The following is a 20,736-nucleotide window of genomic DNA, read 5'->3' as shown; positions in this document are numbered from 1 at the left end:
GTTCGGAAAGAGCGATGATGGCGACGAGGTGGCCGCTCATCCCGTCGTGCAGGTCCCGCATCAGGCGCTGGCGTTCCTGTTCGCGCACCATCTGGCCGGCGTGGATTTTTTCCTTCTCGTGCAGCAGCCCCAGTTCGGACTCCCGCGCCGCCAGTTTCTGCCGCAGCGTGTCGTTGGCATGGTCCAGGCTGTTCAGGCTGCGGGCCAGCCGGCCCATCAGGATGACCATGATGGCCAGCAGCATCAGGGTACGGGCGTACGAGGCAAGCAGGAAGGGGTCGTCGTATCGTCCGGTCACCACCAGGACGTCGTGCACGCCGAACCAGACCGTCAGCGCGCAGGGCCCCACCATGATGGCGGCATCCCAATTCTTGTCCTGCGCGAATTGATGCGCCAGGATGCCGGCGGCGGCGACATAGGCGGTCAGCGTGATGCAGGCGCTCAGAAGTCCGATCATCGGGAACGGAACCAGGCCGGTCAGCCCCAGGGCCAGGAGACATGCCGGAACGGCGATGACGGCCGGCAGCAGCTGCCTGGGGCGGCGCCGTCCCGCAATGGCCAATGCCATGCCGATCGCCATCAGGCCGACGGCGGACATGAGCGAGATCGACTGGAGTTGCTCCAAGGTGCCCAGCGTGGCGTGCGGGGACTGGGCCACGACGACCAGGATGCTGGTGATCGACATGGCGGCCAGCCATCCAAAGACCGGGTCGTACCGGCGGGCGGTCCAGATGCTGGCGATGCCTATCGCCAGGGCGATGTGCAGGGCGAAGGTCATGGCGCGGACTTCCTCGATGAGGAAGTTCGACAGCTGGTACGCGGGCATGACCACGGCGGCGGTTCCCACGCTGACCTGGGAAAGACGGCCCGGCAGCCATCCGATCTTGCGGGTCTGCCGCAGCAGGATTTCGTTGTGGCCCGGGTGGATCGCGCCGTCGGGAATCCGCGCCAGGAAGGCATAGCCGCTGGTGGGCGTCGACCACACGGTATCCGGCGCCGTGTCCGCCCTGCGGCCGTTGACCCAGGCTTGGACGTGATGGCGGACGGCGGGGATGAACAGGAACATCGACTCGCCCGGTACGTCGGTGGCGTGGAAGGAAAGGCGATAGCTGCCGGTCGTCAGTTCGTAGAGCGTCTCGGGCAGCCAGTGGTGCGGCAGGGAAACCTGCTGCTCCGGGCCTTCTCCTTCCTGGATGAAGCGCGCTTCGGCGATCGCCAGGGCGCCAGGCGGGGGCGAGGTGTCAACGAGGTGGGGCAGGGCGCCGATCGCGATCGTGGCGGCGATCAGCAGAATCCAGGCGATCAGCTTGCCACGGTCGTGCGACAGGCCAGCGCGCGCTTCCATCACAGCCTGATGAGCCCGAGCCGCGAAGCCTCGAACACGGCCTCGGAGCGGTTGGTGGCTTGCAGCTTGCGATAGATGTTGCGGATATGGACCGGAACGGTCTGCCGGGAAATGGCGAGCTTGTCGGCCAGTTCGCCATAGGTGAAGCCCTTGGCGATGCCCCACAGGATGTCCATCTCGCGTTCGGTCAGGATGGGTTTGTCCGCGGTCTTCCCGGCGTTGCCGGCAGCGTGTCCCTGTTCGGCCAGGCGACGGACCAGGACGCGGGCGATGCGCGAGGAGATGGGCGAACGGCCGGCCATGACGTCCCGGATCGCGTCGAGCAGGTCGATGGAGTCGGCGTCCTTGAGCAGGTAGCCGGCGGCGCCCGCCTCGATGGCATCGAGGACCGAGCGCTCATCGGCCAGGATGGAGATGACCATCGCCTCGGCCTTGGGCTGTCGCTTGGCCAGGAAACGGATGGCATCGATGCCGCTGCCGTCGGGCAGGTTGAGATCGGTGATCAGGAGATCGATCTCGTTGGCCCCGATGGCGATCAGGGTTTCCTCGAGGTTGGCGCAAGCCGCGCACAGGTTCGCTTCGGGCCATTCGCCGATGATGCGGGCGAGGCGCTCGCGTATGGGCCCGTCGTCTTCGGTCAGCAGAATCCTGAGCGGACCCTTCGTCATTGCAGTTCTCCTGGCCGCGCTGCGGCCGCGGCCGTCCCGCGGGCCTGGCGCGAGCGCGCATTTCTCCATTGAGCAAGTATCGCAGAGGCCGCCGCGCCGGCCATACCATGTACATGGTATTCAGCCGCCGGCCCAGGCGTGACTAAGATGCGCCCATCGCGGGCGATCGACCGCGCGGGTCCGGGGGAATACCAATGAGAAGATACATCCGCATGGCGGCGATGGGAGCCGTCGCCATCACGCTACTGGCCGCCTGCGGCGGCGGATCGTCCGGCGGCGGGGACGGGCAGGCCGAGGGGCCGGGCACGAGGCCGCCCAATATCCTGTTCGTCGTGATGGACGACGTGGGCATCGACCAGATGTCCGCCTTCGGCTATGGCGGCGCCACCGCGCCCAGCATGCCCAACATCAATGCGGTCGCCGCGGCCGGCGTGCGTTTTCGCAATACCTGGTCGATGCCGGAATGCTCGCCGGGACGGGCGGCCTTTTTCCTGGGCCGCTACCCGACCCGCACCCGCATCTACCAGGCCATCGGTCCCAACGATCTGGCGAATTCCCAGGTGTCGCCGTACGAGACGACGGTGCCCAAGCTGCTCAAGCGGGCCAACTACGAAAGCGCGATGTTCGGCAAGTTCCACCTGGCCGGCCCCGAGAACAACGAGGCCGGCAACGCCACGCCCAGCGTGCTGGGCTGGGACCATTTCTACGGCTGGATAGGCGGGCTGCCGGCATCGATCGACTCGACCGCGGGCGGCATCGCGGCCGAGAAGACCTATGCCTGCGGTTTCGTGCCGGGCAAGGCCGCCGGGGGCGCGGACTCGGGAGCCTGCTACCGGGCCGACAACAGCTGCACGACCGTCAGCCGCACCTCGCCCCTGCAGGATGCGGCCGGTCTGCAATGCCTGTCCGCGGGCGGCATTTTCGTGCCCGGCCAGAGCTGCGGCAAGGTGCCGGCCACGCTGGACTTCGAGCGCGAGAATGCCTATTACGTCTCGCCGCTGGTGATCATCGATGGCGGCAAGGTCACCGAAGTTCCGCTGACGGATGCGCGTGCGCGCGGCTATCGCACGCGCATCGAGACCGATGCCGCCATCGACTGGATCAAGTCGCGTCCGTCCTCGCGCCCGTGGATGGCCACCGTCAGCTATAGCGCCGCCCATACGCCCTGGCAGCAGCCGCCGCGCAGCCTGGTGCCGGTCAGCGGCAACGCGCTGTCCGACGGCTGGGACTGCAATGGCACGCTGACCGGCCGCCTGATCCAGGACCAGATGACCGAGGCCATGGACACCGAGTTCGGCCGCCTGCTGGTGGAGACGGGGCTGGCGCGGCGCGGCGACGACGGCCGGCTGCAGTACGACCCGAAGGCTGCCAACACGGTGATCGTGATCGTGGGCGACAACGGCACGCTGGGGTCGGCGGTCAAGCTGCCGTTCAGCGGCTCGCGGGCCAAGGGCACGGCCTACCAGACCGGTGTCTGGGATCCGCTCATCATCGCCGGGCCGCTGGTCGCTCAACCCGACCGCGAGGTCGATCACATGGTCAACATGGTGGACCTGTTCCAGTTCTTCGGCGAGGTGGCCGGCATCGACGCGCACGCGGCGGTACCGCGCACGATCGACTCGGTGGCCATCCTGCCCTACCTGACCCACCCCGACCAGCCCAGCCTGCGCACCATCAACTTCACCATCGGCGGCTACAACCAGCAGGCCGATGGCGGGCGCAACGGCGCCTGCGTGATCAATACGAGCTGCACCCAGATCCCGGTGTCCAAGAGCGTGTGCGAGGACAACCAGGGTACCTGGTGGGGAGCCGGCCATGACGATCCGTCGGTGGTGCCCGATGGCGGCGCCGGCTACGGTTCGTGCTGGAGCGTGAACCAGGCGCTGTACAAGGCCGGCCGCGATCAGCTCGATATCCTGCCCGAGATCTCGGCCGCGATCCGCAACGACCGTTACAAGCTGGTCCGCAACACCCGCCAGGCCTACGATGCCGCGAGCGACAGCGGCACCACGGTGGTCACCGAGGAGCTGTACGAGGTCGACCAGGCCACGCCCACGCCGCTGCTCGATACGCCCGACCGCGATCTGCTGGCGGCTTCCCCTTCCGCCGAGGTCAATGCCGCCTACGTCGACCTGCGCGCCAGGCTCGACGAGATGCTGGCCGCCGATCCCGACTGCCCGGGCGACGGCAACCGCGACGGCGTGGTCGATGCGCAGGACCTGTCCAACTGGAGCCGGCTGGCCCGCGACTGGGGCCTGTCCAGCGTCTATGACTTCGTGATCGGCAGTGTGCTCGACGGGCGCACCAACGACGCCGACGGCCAGATCGTCCGGAACAACCTGGGCAAGACCTGCCCCAAGAGCCATGGCATCTACTGACCCCAAGAATGGCCGCCGGCGCCTGCTGATGGGCGGAGTGGCCCTGGCGGCCGCGGGCGCCGCCGCCGGCGGTGTCCTCGGGTGGCAGGCGTGGCGCAGCCGACCCGCGCAAAGGCCACGCGTCGTGCTCGGCGACGGCGTCCGTACGCCCCAGGGCATGGCCTGGGTGCCGGGCGGCGTGTTCCTGATGGGCAGCGATCACCGGCTGGCCTATCCCAACGAACGCCCCACGCACCAGGTGCGCGTCCCGGGCTTCTGGATGGATGTCACGCACGTCACCAACGACCAGTTCGCCCGCTTCGTCCGGGAAACAGGCTACGTCACCACCGCCGAACGGAAGCCGGACTGGGAGACCGTGCGCGTGCAACTGCCGCCCGGCACGCCGCGCCCGCCCGACGACGTGCTGGTGCCCGGGGCCATGGTGTTCGTCGGCACCGACCGGCCCGTGCGCCTGGACGACTATTCCCGCTGGTGGCGCTACGTTCCGGGTGCGGACTGGCGCCATCCCCAGGGGCCGGGCAGTTCCATCGAGGGCAAGGGCGGCCACCCGGTGGTCCAGGTCAGCCATCCCGACGCGCTGGCCTATGCCAAGTGGGCGGGCAAGCGCCTGCCGACCGAGGCCGAATGGGAGTTCGCCGCGCGCGGCGGCCTGGAGCAGGCCACCTATGGCTGGGGCGACGAACCGCTGGTGGACGGCGCGCGCCAGGCCAACTACTGGGACGTGCGCGAGCGCCGCTTTCCCGTGGTCAGTCCGCGCGCGGGCGGAGCGGCCGGCACGGTCGAAGCGGGCACCTTTCCGCCCAATGGCTATGGCCTGCTGGACATGACCGGCAACGCCTGGCAGTGGGTGGCTGACTGGTACCGCGCCGACTACTTCGCGCAGCAGGCCAGGCTGCCGGCCCATCCCATCGACAACCCCCAGGGGCCGGCCGGCTCCTATGACCCCGGCGAGCCCGGCGTTCCGTTCGATGCGCCCAAGCGGGTCATCCGCGGCGGCTCGTTCCTGTGCAACGAAGACTATTGCCTGTCGTACCGGCCCAGCGCCCGGCGCGGCTCCGACCCCTACAGCCCCATGTCCCACCTGGGATTCCGGCTGGTCAGGACTTGAAAGGGAGAGCAAGCATGAAAACGATACCGTGCGCCAAGCCGACCATCCTGTGCGCGGCGGCCGCGGCCGCATCCGCGCTGCTGCTGTCGAGCTGCTCGGACGACAGCGGCGCCAAGCCCTCGCCGCAGGCGCAGCAGAAGCCCAACATCCTGTTCATCGTGATCGACGATTTCGGCCTGGATCAACTGACCTCGTATGGCTACGGCGGCGCCGTGCCGCCCAGGACGCCCAACCTGACGGCCATCGCCAAGGCCGGCCTGCAGTTCCGCAATGCCTGGGCCATGCCCACCTGCACGCCGACCCGCGCCACCTTCTTCACCGGCCGCTACCCGTCCAGCACCAACATCCTGAACGCGGTGGTGTCCACCGACCTGGCCAATTCCGAGATCTCGCCCTACGAGGTCACGCTGCCCAAGCTCCTGCGCACCCAGGGCTATACCAGCGCGCTGATCGGCAAGATGCACCTGACCGGCTCCGACCTGGGCACCGCCGCCAACCTGCCGTACGGCCACCAGACCATGTGGAAGCTGGGCTGGGACTACTTCGACGGCTATCTGGACGGTGCCCCCTATCCGATCGACACGCGGGCGGGCCTGGCCACCGTGGCCGAAGGCACCTACAAATGCGGCTTCGTGTCGAACACGACGATGGACCCCGTCAACGGCGCCGACGGCGGCGCGTGCTATTTCGCGACGGGCAGCTGCGAGTCCATCACCCGCAGCAGCGACATCGTCACGCCGGGCCGCAGCTGCATGGAACGCGGCGGGATCTTCGACCCCGGCCAGTCCTGCCAGGGCGCCCGGCCCGGCTACATCGACTTCAGCGCGCAGAACGGCTACTACACCGGCGAGTTCATCCAGAGCTGGGCCGACGGCACCTCGCGCAAGGTCACGGCCACCGATCCGTCCGCGCGCGGCTATCGCAGCACCATGGAGACCGACCGTGCCGTGGCCTGGGCCCGTGGGCAGTCCACGGACACGCCCTGGATGATGTCGGTCGGCTATTCCGCCATCCACGCGCCGCTGCAAGTGCCGCCCCTGTCGCTGGTGTCGGAATCGACCCCGGGCCGCAACGACAACCTGCTCTGCTCGCCGGCCAGCGACATCGAAGGCGCGCCGGGCCGGATCACGGCGCTGATCGATGACCACATCGTCACCAACCTGATGGTCGAGGCCATGGACAAGGAGATCGGCCGCCTGTTGGTGGAACTGGGTCTTGCCACCTGGAACGGCGACGGCACGCTGAACTACCAGCCGGAGAAAACCAACACCGTGGTGGTCGTCATGGGCGACAACGGCACCTACGTCAACAGCGTGAAGTTCACCGCGCCGGGCCGCTTCGACCCCACGCGCGCCAAGGGCTTCCCCTACCAGACCGGCGTATCGGTGCCGTTGCTGGTGGCCGGCCCGATCGTGAAGGAGCCGGGCCGGGAGGTGGCGCACCAGGTCAGCTCGCCCGACCTGTACCAGTTGTTCGCGGAAATCGCCGGGGCCGATGTCAAGGCAGGCGTGCCCGCCAACCGCCCGGTGGACGCCCAGCCCATGCTGGCCTACTTGACCAACCCCGGCCAAGGCGCCATCCGCAGCCTGAATTTCTCCGAAATGGGTACGAATTTCACCAATCCTGCCAGCGACATCACGCCCCAGCCCTGCGTCGTGGAAGCGGCCAATGCCTGCTTCACCATTTTTCCGAACAAGGCCTTGTGCGAAGACCAGAGCGGCGTCTGGTACGGGGCGGGCTCCGGGCTGGCGGGCGTGCCCGCGGAAGGTTTCAGCCAATGCGGACAGGTGCTGTCCTACCGCAAGGCGCTGGACGCGGACGACGCGGTGGACGTCCTGCCGGATTCACAGAAAGCCGTCAGCGACGGCAGCTACAAGCTGGTGCGCCTGAACCGCAAGACCTATACGGTGGACACCGCCAATCCGGTCAACTCGGCATATGTGGAAAACCGGAACACCGACGAACTCTACCGGATCGACATGGCCGTTCCCGATCCCACGCTGGACCGGAGCGGCAGCGCCATCGCCACGGGCTCGCCCACCATCACCGCCGCGCTGGATGCCCAGGCGCAGCAGGCCTATGCCGCCTTGAAGGCCGAGATGGACCTGCGGGACCGCGTGGCGGCCTACAACTACAGCTACGACTCGCTCAACTGTCCGGGCGACGGCAACCGCGACGGCGTGGTCGACCAGAAGGACCTGGACAACTGGATGGAGCTCAGCCGGTTGAACCTGCACGAGGGCGTGGCCCAATCCAGCTGGTACGACCTCAACCACGATGGCAAGACCGATGACGCGGATCGCGCCATCATCCAGGCCAACCTGGGCAGGTCGTGCAAGCTGACCGTGGCGGGGTGAGCGCGGGCGGCAACCGCGGACTCAGATCGTCCGCAGCCACCTGCCGCGGCTCTTGCGCTGCTGGCTGGCCAGCGGCGGCAGGTCGAAGGGACGGTCGTCGTCGAAGGGCGATTCGTACGGCGTCCTGATCAGTCCGGCCAGCTTGTAGGGCGGAGACGGCAAGGGTTCGAAGCGCTGGCCCGTGCGGACCAGGCGATTCATCCTGTCGGCGTTGTACAGGCGCCAGCCGGGCGGATCGCCCGAGCGGCCGTCCAGCTGCCAGGCGATCACGATCAGCGTGCCGTCGGTGGTGGAGCCCAGGCTGTGGGGATGGGCTATGCGCGTGGCGCCGTGGTAGTGGAACTGAAGTTCGGACCGGACGGCAATGGCGGCGGACAAGAGGGTGGAGCGGGTTTCGTTGTGCATCGCAGTTCGGGTAATCCTGGTGGATTGCCTTGATGGTAGCGCCTGAAAAACCGGATCGCCAGAAAAATGTTGCGATGCACAAATAAGGGTCAAGGCGCACCATGAAGGCGCGCCCGGAACCCTGTCGTGGTGCTTGGGAGATCAGACCTCGACCAGCCTGCGGTTCGACGCGCCCGGCAGCGTGGCGAGACTCTTGCCCAGCGACGCCCGATAGTCGCGGGCATGCACCGTGTCGACGTACTGCCAGTCGGCGCGGATGCGTTCGGGCGTGACGGTCAGGACCATGTAGCCGCGCAGGCTGGTGTCGGCGTATTTCAGGCTGCCGGCCCACTTGTTGCCTGCGGCCAGGGTGGACAGGTTGGCCAGGCCGGTCAGCAGGGCCGCCAACTGGCCCGCAGGCACGCCGTCGCCCAGGTATTCCTCGAAGCCGGGAGAGGTCACCGACGACGCGGCGAACTCCACGCCCACGGCGTTCCCGTCCTTGTCGCGCAGGTCGCTGGCCCATGCGTTGTGGGTGTCCCCGGCCAGCACGACCAGGTTCTTGTCAAGTTGCCGCGCCATCCCCAGCACGGTCTCGCGCGCGGCCCAATAGCCGTCCCAGGAATCGAGGTTGTACGGGATGCAGGGCATGGCCAGGATGGCGCGTTCCTGCGCGGTCAGGGTCGGATCGCCGGCCTGCTGCCGGGCCACCAGCCGGGCATAGGCGGCGGGGTCCATCGCGAACTGGGCGGGGATCTCGACGTCGCCCAGTTGGCCGGTCGAGGCCAGCAGGCCCAGCAGGACCGGCATGGGCAGGTGCACCGGCGCCATCAGCACCTGCTGGCCCAGGATTTGCCAGGTCGCCTTCGAGGCGGCCATGCGGTCGCGCAGCCAGGTGGTCTGCGCCTGCCCCATCAGTTGCCGGCCAGGCGCGGCGACGTCGGCGGTGAATGCGGCGGCGAACTGCGCGAGACCGGCGGCGGGGTCGGGATTGCCGAGCAGCGCGCCGAAGTAGCGGGTGTAGGACAGCTGCCTGGCGCGGGCCAGGACGCGCGTATCGAGCATGTGGAGCGACAGCAGGTCGCCGAAGTCGAAGCTGCGGTAGATGACGTTGGGCGCCGACTGCGGTCGCGTGGGCAGCCACTCGTGGTAGGCGCGCACGGCGGCCGCCTTGCGCAGCGCAAAATCGCCCTCGGTATCGGGCTGGTGGTTCTCGGCGCCGTTTTCCCAGGTGTCGTTGGCGATCTCGTGGTCGTCCCACACGGCGATGAAGGGCAGGGCGGCATGCACCGCCTGCAGGTCGGGGTCGCTGCGATACTGGGCATAGCGGCGTCGGTAGTCCGCCAGCGAGACGATCTCGTTGGCGGGTTCGGACGGCCGGCCCATGGCCTGCGCCTGTTCCGAGGCATAGCCGTCGCGGCCGTATTCGTAGATGTAGTCGCCCAGGTGGATGGCGGCGTCGAGGTCCCCGCGCCTGGCGGCCTCGGCGTAGACGTGGAAATAGCCGGCCGGGTAGTTGGAACAGGAGAAGACCACCAGCTTGGCCTGCTTGACCGGGCCGGTGGGCAGGGTACGGGTGCGGCCGATGGGCGAGACCTTGTCCTCGTGCTTGAAGCGGTACCAGTAGACCGTCCCCGCCGCGAGCCCGGCGACGTCGACCTTGACGGTGTGGTCCTGGTCGGCGCGGGCGCTGGCCGCTCCGCTCTTGGCGATGTTCTTGAAGGCCTCGTCGGTGGCCATTTCCCACTTGATGTCGACGTCGCCGCCGCCGGCCGGGACGGCGCGGGTCCAGATGACGACGCGGTCGGCCAGCGGATCGCCGCTGGCCACGCCATGGGTGAAGCCGACGTCGACGGGATGGTCATCGTCGCCGCCGCCGCAGGCGGCCAGGGCCAGGGAAGAGGCGGCGCCGGCGCCGCCCAGGGCGACGCCGCGCAGGAAGCGGCGGCGGGCAAGAGTATCGGTCATGTTCGTCGTGTTCGCGTGGGGAAGACGCCGGGCAGGCTACCCGCCGCGGGTGACAACGAAGTGAACGATCCGCGCCGCCGCGCGGCGGGTCAGACCACCGTGAGCGTGACGTCGATGTTGCCGCGGGTCGCGTTGGAGTAGGGGCACACGACGTGGGCCTTCTGCACCAGCGATTCGGCCGTGGCGCGCTCCAGGCCCGGCAGGGAGATCCTGAGTTCCACCTCGATCGCGAAACCGGTCGGAATGGGACCGATGCCCACCGCGCCTTCGATCTGCGTGTCCGCTGGCAGGCCGACCTTCTCCTTGGCGGCGACGAACTTCAGCGCACCCAGGAAGCATGCCGAGTAGCCGGCAGCGAACAGCTGTTCCGGATTCGTGCCGGGGCCGCCCGCGCCGCCCAGTTCCTTGGGCGTGGACAGGCGCACGTCCAGCGCGTTGTCGGAAGAGGCGGCCTTGCCGTCCCGGCCGCCGGTGGCCGTCGCGTGGGCAACATAGAGGACTTTTTCGATGGGCATGATGAAACTCCTGGAAGGGCTCGCAGAGCCATGGGTGGCGGTTGGGGATGCAGTCGGCCGCCACCCCGGCCGGCTACATGTGTATTTAGCGATTTAATCGTGTGCTATTTAAATGCCGTGACGCGCCATGCGGATCTCCGGTTGGGCCGCCATGTCTCAGCCGTTCTTCAACAGGCTGTCCCGCAGGGCCTCCAATTGCTGCTTGGTGGCGGCGAGCTGGGCAGGGGTGCATGCGCTGGCGCACAGGACGGCGGAAGGAACCGAAGCGGCCTTGGCCTTGAGCGCCCGGCCTTTCGGCGTCAGCGTGACGAGCACCTGGCGTTCGTCTTCCTTGCCGCGCGTGCGGGCGATCAATTCCATGGCCTGGAGCCGCTTGAGCAGGGGCGTCAACGTGGCGGAATCCAGGAACAGCCGCTGGCCCAGCTCGGAAACCGTCAGGCCGTCCCGTTCCCATAGCACCAGCATGGCCAGGTACTGGGGATAGGTGAGCTCCAGCTTGCCCAGCAACTGACGGTAGAGCTTGTTCATCGCCAGGTTGGTGGAGTACAGCGCGAAGCAGAGCTGGTTGTCCAGCGACAGCGGCGCGGACCTGGCGGCGGCTTGGGGTTTCGCATTCATGCCGGCAGTATAGATAGCGAAAAATTAAATCGCAAGCGATTTAATTGATGGAAACATGCCGCATGCCGGTGCCGTCACGGCATGGCCGGCGCCGGTTCTCCCAGGACGCCCTGGATGAGCGTGCGCAGCCAGATACTCTTGGGGTCGTCGTGGAAGCGCCGGTGCCAGTACTGCTTGAGGTCGTAGCGGCGGATGGGGAAGGGCGGTTCGACGATGCGCGCGTTGGCGCTGCGCACGTGCAGTTCGGCCACCGCGCGCGGCAGCACGACGATGAGGTCGCTGTCGTTGATCAGCGTGCCCAGGCTCATGTAGTGCGAGGTGCGCAGCGCGATCTTGCGCTCGATGCCGCGGGCGGCCAGTTCCTGCTCGAACATTTCCTGGCTGCGCCCGTCGTCGCGCACCAGCACGTGGTCCATGCCCAGGAATTCGTCCAGCGTCATGCGCGGGCCGGCCAGTGGATGGGCCTGGCGCACGAGGCAGGTCAGGTCGTGCGAATACAGCCGCTGCTGGAAGATGAAGTGGGATTGCAGGTCGGGGAAGTAGCCCAGCACCGAATCGACGCGGCCTTCGTACAGGGCGCCTTCCAGTTCGGCCGGCAGCAGGCCGATGGTGCGCAGGCGCGCGCCGGGTGCCTCGGCGCGGATGCGCCGGTAGAGGGCGGGCAGGAAGACCGCCTCGCCGATCTCGCTCATGCACAGCGTGAGTTCGCCGTCGAAGCGGGACGGCGAGAACTCGGGGTTGGGCAGGATCTCGTGGTCGATGACCTGGATGACCTCGCGCGTGCGGGCAATGATGTGCTGTGCGCGCGGCGTGGCTTCCATGCGGGATCCGCGCCGCACGAACAACTGGTCGCCCAGGGATGCGCGCAGGCGCGACAGCGCGGCGCTGGCGGCCGGCTGGCTCATGGCGAGGCGCTGCGCCGCGGCGCTGACGCTGCCGGTGTCGTAGATGGCGACCAGCACGCGCAGCAGGTTCAGGTCGGTCTTCATGTCGCGGATATTATCTGAATATCAAATAGTCGATATTAGAAATATTTGCTATTGGAATTCTGTTGGCGCCGTTAGATTGCTGGCTGGGCCCCCGGCCGGGGGGGCCATCCAAGAACGAGGCGCCAGGCGCCGACAGGAGACGATGCATGCAAGCAAGATATCCGCTGGCCGCGGCGCTGGCCTGGGCGTGCCTGGCTTCGGGGGCGCAGGCCCAGGTCAGGATCGGTTTCATGGGAGAGCTGTCCGGTCCGCAGGCCATGCTGGGCCAGGACATGTACGACGGCTTCATGCTGGCGGTGGAACAGGAAGGCGGGAAGCTGGGTGGCATTCCCGTGGCCATCGTGCGCCGGGACAGCCAGCTCAAGCCCGAGGTCGCGACGCAGATCGCCGACGAGTTGATCGAGCGCGAGAAAGTGGCGCTGGTGGCCGGCATGACGTTCTCGAACGTGGCGATGGCGGTGACCCGCAAATTCGCCGCGGCGCAGGTGTTCATGGTGTCCGGCAACGCCGGACCGTCGCCCACGGCCGGATCCGCCTGTTCGCCTTTCTTCTTTTCGGCGGCCAAGCAGAACGACCAGTTCGCCGAGGCCAGCGGCACCTATGCCAGGCAGCAGGGCTATGCGCGCGTGATCGCGCTCGCGCCCAACTATCAGGCCGGCAAGGATTTCGTGGCCGGTTTCAAGCGCAACTACGGCCAGCCGCTGGCCGACGAGATCTACACCCCGCTGGCCCAGCTGGATTTCTCGGCCGAGATCACCCGCATCGCGGCCGCGCGGCCGGACGCGGTCTATGCGTTCTACCCGGGCGCCAACGGCGTGGCCTTCGTGCGTGCCTATGGGCAGGCAGGCCTGCTGGGCAAGATCCCGCTGCTGACCAATGCGGCGGCCGACGGCACCAACCTGCCCGCCCTCAAGGAGGCCGCGCTGGGCGTGTTCAACAGCAGCAACTGGGGGCCCGACCTGCCCAATGCCGAGAACCGGCAGTTCGTCGCAGCCTTCGAGGCCAAGTACGGCCGCATTCCGTCCGAGTACGCGGCGCAGTCCTACGATTCCGCGCGGCTGATCGGCTCGGCGCTGAAGGCCACCGGCGGCAAGGTGGACGACAAGCAGGCCCTGGGCAAGGCCTTGCGGGCGGCGGATTTCAAGTCGGTGCGCGGCAATTTCCGCTTCAACACCAACAACTACCCGATCCAGGATTTCTACATGTTCGTGGCCGCGCGCGATGCTCAGGGGCGGGTCAGCCTGAAGACCGTGTCCAAGCCCTTGTCCGACGCCAAGGACAGTTTCCACGCGCAATGCCGCATGTCGTGAGGATGGCATGGAGTTCCTGAGAAATTGCTGGTACATGGCGGGCTGGAGCGAGGAGCTCCCCGCCGGGACGCTGCTGCCGCGCACCTTCCTGGAGCAGCCGGTGGTGCTGTTCCGCCGCGGGGACGGCGCACCCGTCGCCCTGCTGGACCGCTGCCCGCATCGGGTGGCGCCGCTCAGCCGCGGCACGCTGGCCGGCGATACGCTGCGCTGCATCTATCACGGCCTGCGCTTCGATGCCGGCGGGCGCTGCGTGGAGAACCCGCACGGCGCCATCCCGGCCAAGGCCGGCGTGCCGGCCTTTCCGATGGCCGAGCGCGACGGCGTGCTGTGGATCTGGATGGGAGTGCCTGAGGCCGCCGACGCCGCCCGCGTGCCCGACCTGGGCCACATGGCGCGCGTGCCTGCCACCGCGCAGTCGCGCGGCGCCATGCCCTCGGCGTGCCATTACCAATTGATCGTCGACAACGTCGCCGACCTCAGCCATGTCGAGTATCTGCATGCGACCACGCTGGGCGGCGGCGCCTTCGTCGAGAACCGTCCCGTCGTATCCGAGCAGGGCACCGAGGTGGTCATCGAACTGCGCAGCCAGGGACAGCCGGCGCCGCCGGTCTACGACCGTTTCCTGCCGCAGCCGGGCGTGCTCGTGGACTTCGTCAATCGCGTGACCTGGAGTCCCGCCGGACTGCTCAAGCTGGATATCAGCGTCACGCCCATGGGCGCGCCCGCCGAGCAGGGCCTGCGTACCTTCAATGCCCATATCGTCACGCCCGAGACGCGGACCTCGTCCCACTATTGGTACTGGTTGACGCGCGAGTACCGGCAGGACGACGAGGACATGACCCGGCTGCGGCATGCGCTGATGACGCGCGTCTTCGTCGAGGAGGACAAGCCGGTGATCGAGGCGCAGCAGCGGCTGCTGGGGGGCACCGACCTGTTCGACGCCCAGCCGGTGTTGCTGGCCACCGATACGGGCTCGATCCGCATACGCCGCGTCCTGAGGCAACTGCTCGAGCAGGAGCGCGGCCCGGCCTGAGCGGCGCGTGTCGCGGCGGCGGGACGGTCCGCCCGGCTTATTGCAACATCGCCCGGCCCGCGCCGCGCCTGGAGATTCCGTCCGCGGGGCCGCCGCGCGCACACGTTTGATTACGTATGTAGCAATGTATCAATATTGCCGCGGTGTACAGTCAGCTTGCCGAAAGCCAAGTGTGCTCGCCGCTGCGTACGCGGCGGCGCAGGCGGCGCCGGGTTAGAAGGAAACGACATCATGATCAAGAAGACGCTGGTGATTGCGATGGCCTGTGCCGGCCTCGCGCTGGGCGCTGCGGCCCAGGCCAAGGGAGACCGTTGGGATCGCGGCCACGGTCACGGCCATTACGACAAGCACGACCGGGGCGGCCATCGCCATTGGGACGACCGCCGCCGCGACCGCGACTACCGCCATGGCTACCGCGACGGTTATCGCGATGCGCCGCGCGTCGTCCATCGCGGCTGGGCGCCGCCTCCGCCGCACCGCTGGGCGCGCGGCGACCGCCTGCCCAACTACCATCGCGGCGGTTATTATGTCGTGAACGACTGGCATGCCCATCGGCTCTATCGGCCGCGTCCGGGCTACCAGTGGGTGCAGATGGGTTCCGAGTACCTGCTGGTCGCGATCGCTTCCGGCGTGATTGCCAGCATCATCCTCAACAACTGACGGCCCTTGTCCGCGAGGACATCGGAGCGGGAATCCATGTCCATGCGGCATACGCGCCTCGCGGCGCGCGTGGCGGTCCTGGCGCTGGCGGCGGCAACGCCGCTGTCGGCGCAGACCATTCTCCACAACGAAAAATCGGCCTTCGAGGACATCGTCGTCTACGAGTCCCGGGGCGAGCGCTGCATGAAGTTCGGCAGCGTGCATGCGCCCGGGCGCCAGACCTGCCAGTTGCCGGCGCGGCCCGAACAGCTGCTGTTCGACTACACCCGGATGATGATGGCCTCGCTGTACCTGCGCCCGGACCCGCAACGCATCCTGGTGATCGGCCTGGGCGGCGGCAGCCTGCCCATGGCGCTGGCCAGGGTCGTGCCCAAGGCCCGCATCGACGTGGTCGAGATCGATCCCGCCGTGGCCCGCGTGGCCGAACGCTTCTTCGGCTTCCGGACAGGGCCGTCCATGCGGGTGGAAGTGGCCGACGGACGTGCGTTCGTAGAGGCGGCGGCCCGGCGCGGCGACCGCTACGACATCGTCATGCTCGATGCCTTCGACGAGACCTACATTCCCCGGCACCTGTCGACCGTGGAGTTCATCCGCGAGGTGCGGTCCATCCTGCGGCCCGACGGCGTGCTGGCGGCCAACACGTTCGCGTCCAGCGGCTCGTACGCGAGCGAATCGGCGACGTATGCCGAGGTGTTCGGGCCGTTCTACAATCTGCGCGGCGCCAACCGGGTGGTCCTGGCCTCGGCCGGGGCGCTGCCCGGCCAGGAGGAGGTGGCGGCGCGCGCCCGTTCGTTGCAACCCGCCCTGGCCCCCATGGGCATCGATCCCGATCGCCTGCTGCCGATGTTCTCGACCCGCCCCGACTGGCCCCAGGACGCGCGGCCGCTGCGCGACTGAGGCGGCCTTACCGCTTGGTCAGCGCAGCAGCGATGCCGGATCCTCGCGATGCAGGCGCCGGACCGCGAACAGCCCGGAGATCAGCGCGATCGCCATGACGAGGATGGCGCACACCGTTGCCACCGCGGGCGTCATGCGCACCGGCACGTTCTGCCCGCGCGCGATCGTGAGCAGGACGACGCACAGGATGGCGGCCAGCGCGGTGCCGGTCACGCCCACGCCGAACGCCTGCTTGAGCACCACCGTGCGCAGCGACGAAGCGCTGACGCCCATGGCCTTGAGCGTGGCGTAGGCACGCATGGAGCCGGCGATGGCGGCGATCAGGGTCTGGCTGGTGATGGCTGCGCCCGCCAGGAACACCACGCCGGCCAGGAACAGCACGCCAGCGCCGGCGCCCGTCTGCAGCAGCCAGTACAGCTGCGTCTTCTTGGAAAACTCCTTGCTGCTCCAGACCTCGTAGGCGCCGAAGCTGCGCTGGTTCGCGATCCGTTCGCGCACCGCTTCGGCTTCCGACGGGTTGCGCACCTTGGCGACGAAGTAGGTGGGCAGGTCGCCTTCGTCCGGGGTGCTGATCAGCCGCGCCGTGTCGGACGAGGCCAGCACGTTGGCGCCGTCCAGGGCGCGCAGGCCGCTGATGACGCCGATGACACGCACCGGATGGCCGTTGAGCGTCGCCTGTCCGCCTTGCCGCGTACCCAGCTTGTGCAGGTCGGCGCGGTCCACGACGATGGTGCCGATCTCGGCCAGGCGTTCGCGCATCTCGGGCGACAGCAGGCGCGCGAAAAGCATGCTGCCCGGCCGGACGTCCACGCCCGAGACGGCCACGCTCATCCCGCCATGCACCTCGGGGCTGCGCCATTCGGCCGAGCGCAGGTAGAAGGGTTCCACGGCCGCGACGCCGCGGTCCATGCGCAGGGGCATCTCGATGTCGGGGTTCAGCGGCAGGCCCTGGTCGATGCTTTGCGTGCCGGGCGAGCCTATCCAGATGTCGGCGTCGGACGCGGTGATGTAGACCGCCGCGTTGCCGAAGATGCCCAGTACCAGGCTGGCCTGGGCCAGCAGCAGCAGGCCCGAGAAGGCCACCGCCACCACCGCCGGCAGGAAGCGCGGCCATTCGTGGATGAGAGTCTTGCGTGCGAGCATGTCAATGATCGTGGGGGGAAGCGGCGGCGGAGGATTGTTCCTCGCCGCGCCAGGCCGGGGCGCCGCCCACGGCCTTGTGCAGCGAGATGAACGCGAGGTCCCGCGCCAGCGTGGTGGCCGACAGCGCCAGCTGGGCCTGGATGCGGCGCGAGGCGAGGTCGGCGTTGTCGAATTCGCTCGACAGCTTCGAGGCCGTCAGCCGCCCGGCGTGGTCGGCGGCCCGGCCGATCGCTTGCAGCGCGCGTTCCTCGGCTTCGCGGCGTTGCCGGTAGTGGTCGAGTTCGATCAGCGCCGACTCGGCCTCGGACAATCCTTCCAGCACGGCCTGCCGGTAGGCCAGCAGGGCGGCATCGAGTTCGTCGCTGCGGGCGTGCGCGGCGGCCTGCCGCTGGCCCCAGTCGAACAGCGGGATGTCGATCAGCGGCCCCAGCGAGAAGATCGTCTGGGTATAGGTAGGCGTATTGCGCCGGTTGAAGTTGTTGGCGAAGTTGCTGGCCACCGTCAGCGAACCGCCTATGCCCAGCCGGGGGTAGAGGTCGGCCCGGGCGATGCCTAGCGCGCCCGCGGCATCCAGCACGCGCGCCTGGGCCATCTGGACGTCGGGACGGGTGCGCAGCATGTCGGCGGGCGTGCTGGCGATCGCGGCCAGCGTGGCGGGGGGCGTGGCGACGGCCGGCTCGCGGGTCCAGGCGGGGTCGGGCTCGTGGCGGCCCAGGAGCACGGCCAGCTTGAGCGCGCTTTGCCGCACGGCCATGCCGGGGTCGGCCAGCGAGGCCCGGGCCTGTTCCAGCGCGGCCTGGGTCCGCTCGACGTCCACGCGCGACGCGAGGCGCGTACGTTCCCGTAGCGAGACAAGTTCTACCTGGCGTTCCTGCAGAGTGACCGCTTCCTTCAGCAATCGCTGCCGGGCCTGGGCGCTGCGCAGCTCGCGCCAGGCGCGCACGACCTCGGCGGCGACGCTGACGCGCGCGCCCTGCAAGGTGGCGGCGGCCGCGTCCACGCTGGCGCGGGCCTGCCGTTCGGCGCTTTCGCCGCGCCCGAACAGGCCGAATTCCCAGGTGGCGTCGAATCCGGCCTGGAAGTACGAACTGCTGGCGTCGGCCGCGACCGCGTCGCGCGTGCGGAAATTCAGGTTGGGCAGGTAGGGCGCGTTGGCTGCGTCATGCAGTTTGCGCGCGGCCTGCAGGCGGGCATGGGCCTCGGCGATGGTCAGGTTGCCGGCCAGCGCCTGCTCCACCAGGCCGTCGAGCTGCGGGTCGCCGAACGCCTTCCACCATTCGGCGGGCGCGGGTGCGGCCGCGCCCGGTGCGGCATTGCTCCATTGCGCGGGGACGTCGGCATGCAGGTCCGGGGCCGGAACGCTCACGCAGCCGGCCAGGGCGGCGGCCGCCAGGACCAGCGCCCATCGGAGGCCGGGGCGAAAAGGAGGGCACTGCGGAATACGGGAAAAGGGCATGGCCAGGCGCGCAGAGGAGCTGTGGGGCGTGGAGGCGGTAAGCGGCCCCGGCGACGAGGGGCGAAATCGCGACAGGCGTGATCTTACTGTCTGTTGGGCATCGGGCGCGAGCGGCGCGATATATCGGGCGCCGGGCAGCTATAATTCCGCGGCAGGAGCGTCTTACTGAATGGTAATGGAAATGTCCACCATGGCCGTTTACCCTATGCGCCTCCTGCAACAGGCGCAGCCCACCGGCCGTGTCGACGATGGCAGTCCACGGCTTTTCTGCGATACTGCGCAACGGCGGAGGGTCGGGAAGGTCGCCGGGGACTTTCCCGTGTACTTCCCAGAACGATAAGCGGTGGGCGCCCAGCCCACAAGGCCCGCGGCCGCAACTGATCTCCCCCGAGGTTTCCCTTAATGAACTCCGAATCCCAACTGCTTGCCGACGAAGCGCAATACTGCTCGTTCGGTGATACCGTCCATTACGTCAATCCGCCGAAGATCTTCGATCGCTGCGAAGGCAGCTACATGTACGATGCCCAGGGCACGCCGTACCTGGACCTGCAGATGTGGTATTCGGCCGTCAACTTCGGCTATGGCAACGAGCGCCTGAACAACGTGCTCAAGAAGCAGCTGGACGTGCTGCCCCAGGTCGCCAGCCAGTACCTGCATCCGACCAAGATCGAGCTGGCCAAGGTCATCGCGCAGGACGCCGAGCGCAAGTTCGGCTACAAGGGCCGCGTGCACTTCAACGTCGGCGGCTCGCAGTCCGTCGAGGACTCGCTCAAGCTGGTGCGCAACGCCACGGAAGGCAAGAGCCTGATGTTCGCCTTCGAGGGCGGCTACCACGGCCGTACCCTGGGCGCCTCGGCCATCACCTCCAGCTACCGCTACCGCCGCCGCTACGGCCACTTCGGCGAGCGGGCCCACTTCGTGCCGTTCCCGTATCCGTTCCGCCGCCCGCGCGGCATGACGCCCGAGGAATACAGCGAACATTGCGTGGCCGGTTTCGCCCGCCTGTTCGAGACCGAATACAACGGCGTCTGGGACCCGAAGGTGGGCCAGGCCGAATACGCCGCGTTCTACGTCGAGGCCATCCAGGGCACCGGCGGCTACGTCGTGCCCCCGCCCGATTTCTTCAAGGGCCTGAAGAAGGTGCTGGACCAGTACGGCATCCTGCTGGTGGTCGATGAAATCCAGATGGGTTTCTACCGTACCGGCAAGCTCTGGGCAATCGAGCACTTCGGCGTCAAGCCCGACGTGCTGGTCTTCGGCAAGGCGCTCACGAACGGCCTGAACCCGCTGGCCGGCCTGTGGGCGCGCGAAGAGCTGATCAACCCCACGGTGTTCCCGCCGGGATCGACCCACTCCACCTTCGCTTCCAACCCGCTCGGCACCGCCGTCGGCCTGGAAACCATGAAGATGCTGGCCGAGGTCGACTACGAGGCCATGGTGATGGCCAGCGGCAAGCACTTCCTGGAGGGCCTGAAGGACCTGCAGAAGCGCCATCGCGAGATCGGCGACGTCGACGGCCTGGGCCTGGCCCTGCGCGCCGAGATCTGCACCGAGGACGGCTTCACGCCCAACAAGGCGCTGCTGGACCGGATGGTGGACATCGGCCTGTCCGGCGACCTGGACTACAAGGGCAAGAAGATGGGCCTGGTCCTGGACGTCGGCGGCTACTACAAGAACGTCATCACGTTCGCGCCTTCGCTGCACATCACGCCGGAAGAGATCGACCAGGGACTGGCGCTGCTCGACCAGTTGCTGACTCGTGCAAAGAACGGCGGTTGAGGTTGCCGGTCCGGGGGCGACCCCGGACTTCCTGCGGCCGTACCTGAACAGGTTGGAACCCGAGGGGCTGGTAGGCCATTTCCTGGCTTGCCCGCCCCAAGGCTTTTCTGCGTGGGTGACCGCCAGCG

At 68.2% G+C, this 20,736-nt stretch carries 17 protein-coding genes; 8 read left to right on the top strand and 9 right to left on the bottom strand.

Going from position 1 to position 20,736, the window contains the following annotated elements; translation table 11 throughout:
- Together N5K27_RS24695 and N5K27_RS24690 are read right to left on the bottom strand one after the other, a co-directional pair.
- Window positions 1-1,345: hypothetical protein (locus N5K27_RS24695; RefSeq protein ID WP_279819847.1), on the bottom strand; the 1,345-nt coding region annotated here is incomplete at its 3' end.
- Window positions 1,345-2,013 carry a response regulator transcription factor gene (locus tag N5K27_RS24690; protein WP_087837343.1) on the bottom strand — a complete coding sequence of 223 codons (669 nt, stop codon included), beginning with the start codon at window positions 2,011-2,013 and terminating at the stop codon, window positions 1,345-1,347. The genes N5K27_RS24695 and N5K27_RS24690, both read right to left, overlap by 1 nt.
- Window positions 2,014-2,207: 194 nt before the next feature.
- On the opposite strand from N5K27_RS24690, the gene N5K27_RS24685 reads away from it, so the two are divergent.
- The 3 genes from N5K27_RS24685 to N5K27_RS24675 are packed head-to-tail and all read left to right on the top strand — an operon-like array spanning window position 2,208 to window position 7,856.
- Window positions 2,208-4,391: a sulfatase-like hydrolase/transferase gene (locus N5K27_RS24685; protein WP_279819842.1), complete on the top strand. Its 2,184-nt coding sequence runs from the start codon at window positions 2,208-2,210 to the stop codon at window positions 4,389-4,391.
- Entirely contained in the window at window positions 4,378-5,499 is a 1,122-nt protein-coding gene (locus N5K27_RS24680) for a formylglycine-generating enzyme family protein (protein ID WP_165963100.1), read from the top strand. Before N5K27_RS24685 ends, N5K27_RS24680 begins: the two co-directional genes overlap by 14 nt.
- Before the next feature lie 14 nt (window positions 5,500-5,513).
- The gene (locus N5K27_RS24675) at window positions 5,514-7,856 is read left to right on the top strand and encodes a sulfatase-like hydrolase/transferase (protein ID WP_087837341.1); all 2,343 of its coding nucleotides are present in this window, start codon (window positions 5,514-5,516) and stop codon (window positions 7,854-7,856) included.
- Window positions 7,857-7,877: 21 nt separating this feature from the next.
- Here the strand turns inward: N5K27_RS24675 and N5K27_RS24670 are convergent, their stop codons facing one another.
- From N5K27_RS24670 to N5K27_RS24650, 5 genes are all read right to left on the bottom strand, one after another.
- Window positions 7,878-8,261, bottom strand: coding sequence for a WYL domain-containing protein (locus N5K27_RS24670; RefSeq protein WP_087837340.1), 384 nt, complete (start codon window positions 8,259-8,261; stop codon window positions 7,878-7,880).
- A gap of 141 nt (window positions 8,262-8,402) precedes the next feature.
- Window positions 8,403-10,208: an alkaline phosphatase D family protein gene (locus tag N5K27_RS24665; RefSeq protein ID WP_279819837.1), complete on the bottom strand. Its 1,806-nt coding sequence runs from the start codon at window positions 10,206-10,208 to the stop codon at window positions 8,403-8,405.
- Between the two features lie 89 nt (window positions 10,209-10,297).
- Window positions 10,298-10,723: an organic hydroperoxide resistance protein gene (locus N5K27_RS24660; protein WP_087837338.1), complete on the bottom strand. Its 426-nt coding sequence runs from the start codon at window positions 10,721-10,723 to the stop codon at window positions 10,298-10,300.
- Between the two features lie 156 nt (window positions 10,724-10,879).
- The gene (locus tag N5K27_RS24655) at window positions 10,880-11,341 is read right to left on the bottom strand and encodes a MarR family transcriptional regulator (RefSeq protein WP_087837337.1); all 462 of its coding nucleotides are present in this window, start codon (window positions 11,339-11,341) and stop codon (window positions 10,880-10,882) included.
- Window positions 11,342-11,415: 74 nt separating this feature from the next.
- Window positions 11,416-12,330 (bottom strand): LysR family transcriptional regulator, encoded by a 915-nt coding sequence (locus N5K27_RS24650; protein WP_087837336.1) that lies wholly within the window; start codon window positions 12,328-12,330, stop codon window positions 11,416-11,418.
- A gap of 146 nt (window positions 12,331-12,476) precedes the next feature.
- On the opposite strand from N5K27_RS24650, the gene N5K27_RS24645 reads away from it, so the two are divergent.
- The 4 genes from N5K27_RS24645 to N5K27_RS24630 all read left to right on the top strand — a co-directional run bounded on the left by N5K27_RS24645 (window position 12,477) and on the right by N5K27_RS24630 (window position 16,230).
- Window positions 12,477-13,640 carry an ABC transporter substrate-binding protein gene (locus tag N5K27_RS24645; protein ID WP_130360867.1) on the top strand — a complete coding sequence of 388 codons (1,164 nt, stop codon included), beginning with the start codon at window positions 12,477-12,479 and terminating at the stop codon, window positions 13,638-13,640.
- Between the two features lie 7 nt (window positions 13,641-13,647).
- On the top strand, window positions 13,648-14,673 hold the full coding sequence (locus N5K27_RS24640; protein WP_279819827.1) for an aromatic ring-hydroxylating dioxygenase subunit alpha: 1,026 nt from the start codon (window positions 13,648-13,650) through the stop codon (window positions 14,671-14,673).
- Between the two features lie 231 nt (window positions 14,674-14,904).
- Entirely contained in the window at window positions 14,905-15,333 is a 429-nt protein-coding gene (locus N5K27_RS24635; protein ID WP_207958613.1) for an RcnB family protein, read from the top strand.
- Between the two features lie 36 nt (window positions 15,334-15,369).
- Window positions 15,370-16,230, top strand: a complete 861-nt coding sequence (locus tag N5K27_RS24630) for a fused MFS/spermidine synthase (protein ID WP_243724457.1) — start codon at window positions 15,370-15,372, stop codon at window positions 16,228-16,230.
- Window positions 16,231-16,248: 18 nt separating this feature from the next.
- Here N5K27_RS24630 and N5K27_RS24625 read toward each other — a convergent pair whose 3' ends face one another.
- Window positions 16,249-17,373: an ABC transporter permease gene (locus N5K27_RS24625; protein ID WP_279819821.1), complete on the bottom strand. Its 1,125-nt coding sequence runs from the start codon at window positions 17,371-17,373 to the stop codon at window positions 16,249-16,251.
- A gap of 1 nt (window position 17,374) precedes the next feature.
- Window positions 17,375-18,739, bottom strand: coding sequence for a TolC family protein (locus tag N5K27_RS24620; protein ID WP_165963099.1), 1,365 nt, complete (start codon window positions 18,737-18,739; stop codon window positions 17,375-17,377).
- Window positions 18,740-19,231: 492 nt separating this feature from the next.
- Here N5K27_RS24620 and N5K27_RS24615 point away from each other — a divergent pair, with 492 nt between their 5' ends.
- Window positions 19,232-20,608 (top strand): aminotransferase class III-fold pyridoxal phosphate-dependent enzyme, encoded by a 1,377-nt coding sequence (locus N5K27_RS24615; protein ID WP_279819818.1) that lies wholly within the window; start codon window positions 19,232-19,234, stop codon window positions 20,606-20,608.
- Window positions 20,609-20,736: the final 128 nt, after the last annotated feature.

Origin of the sequence: Pigmentiphaga sp. GD03639, from assembly GCF_029845405.1 — a bacterium.
Lineage (GTDB): Bacteria > Pseudomonadota > Gammaproteobacteria > Burkholderiales > Burkholderiaceae_B > Pigmentiphaga > Pigmentiphaga daeguensis.
Note: the sequence above shows the minus strand (reverse complement) of the source record. Positions and strands in the feature narration are given on the sequence as shown.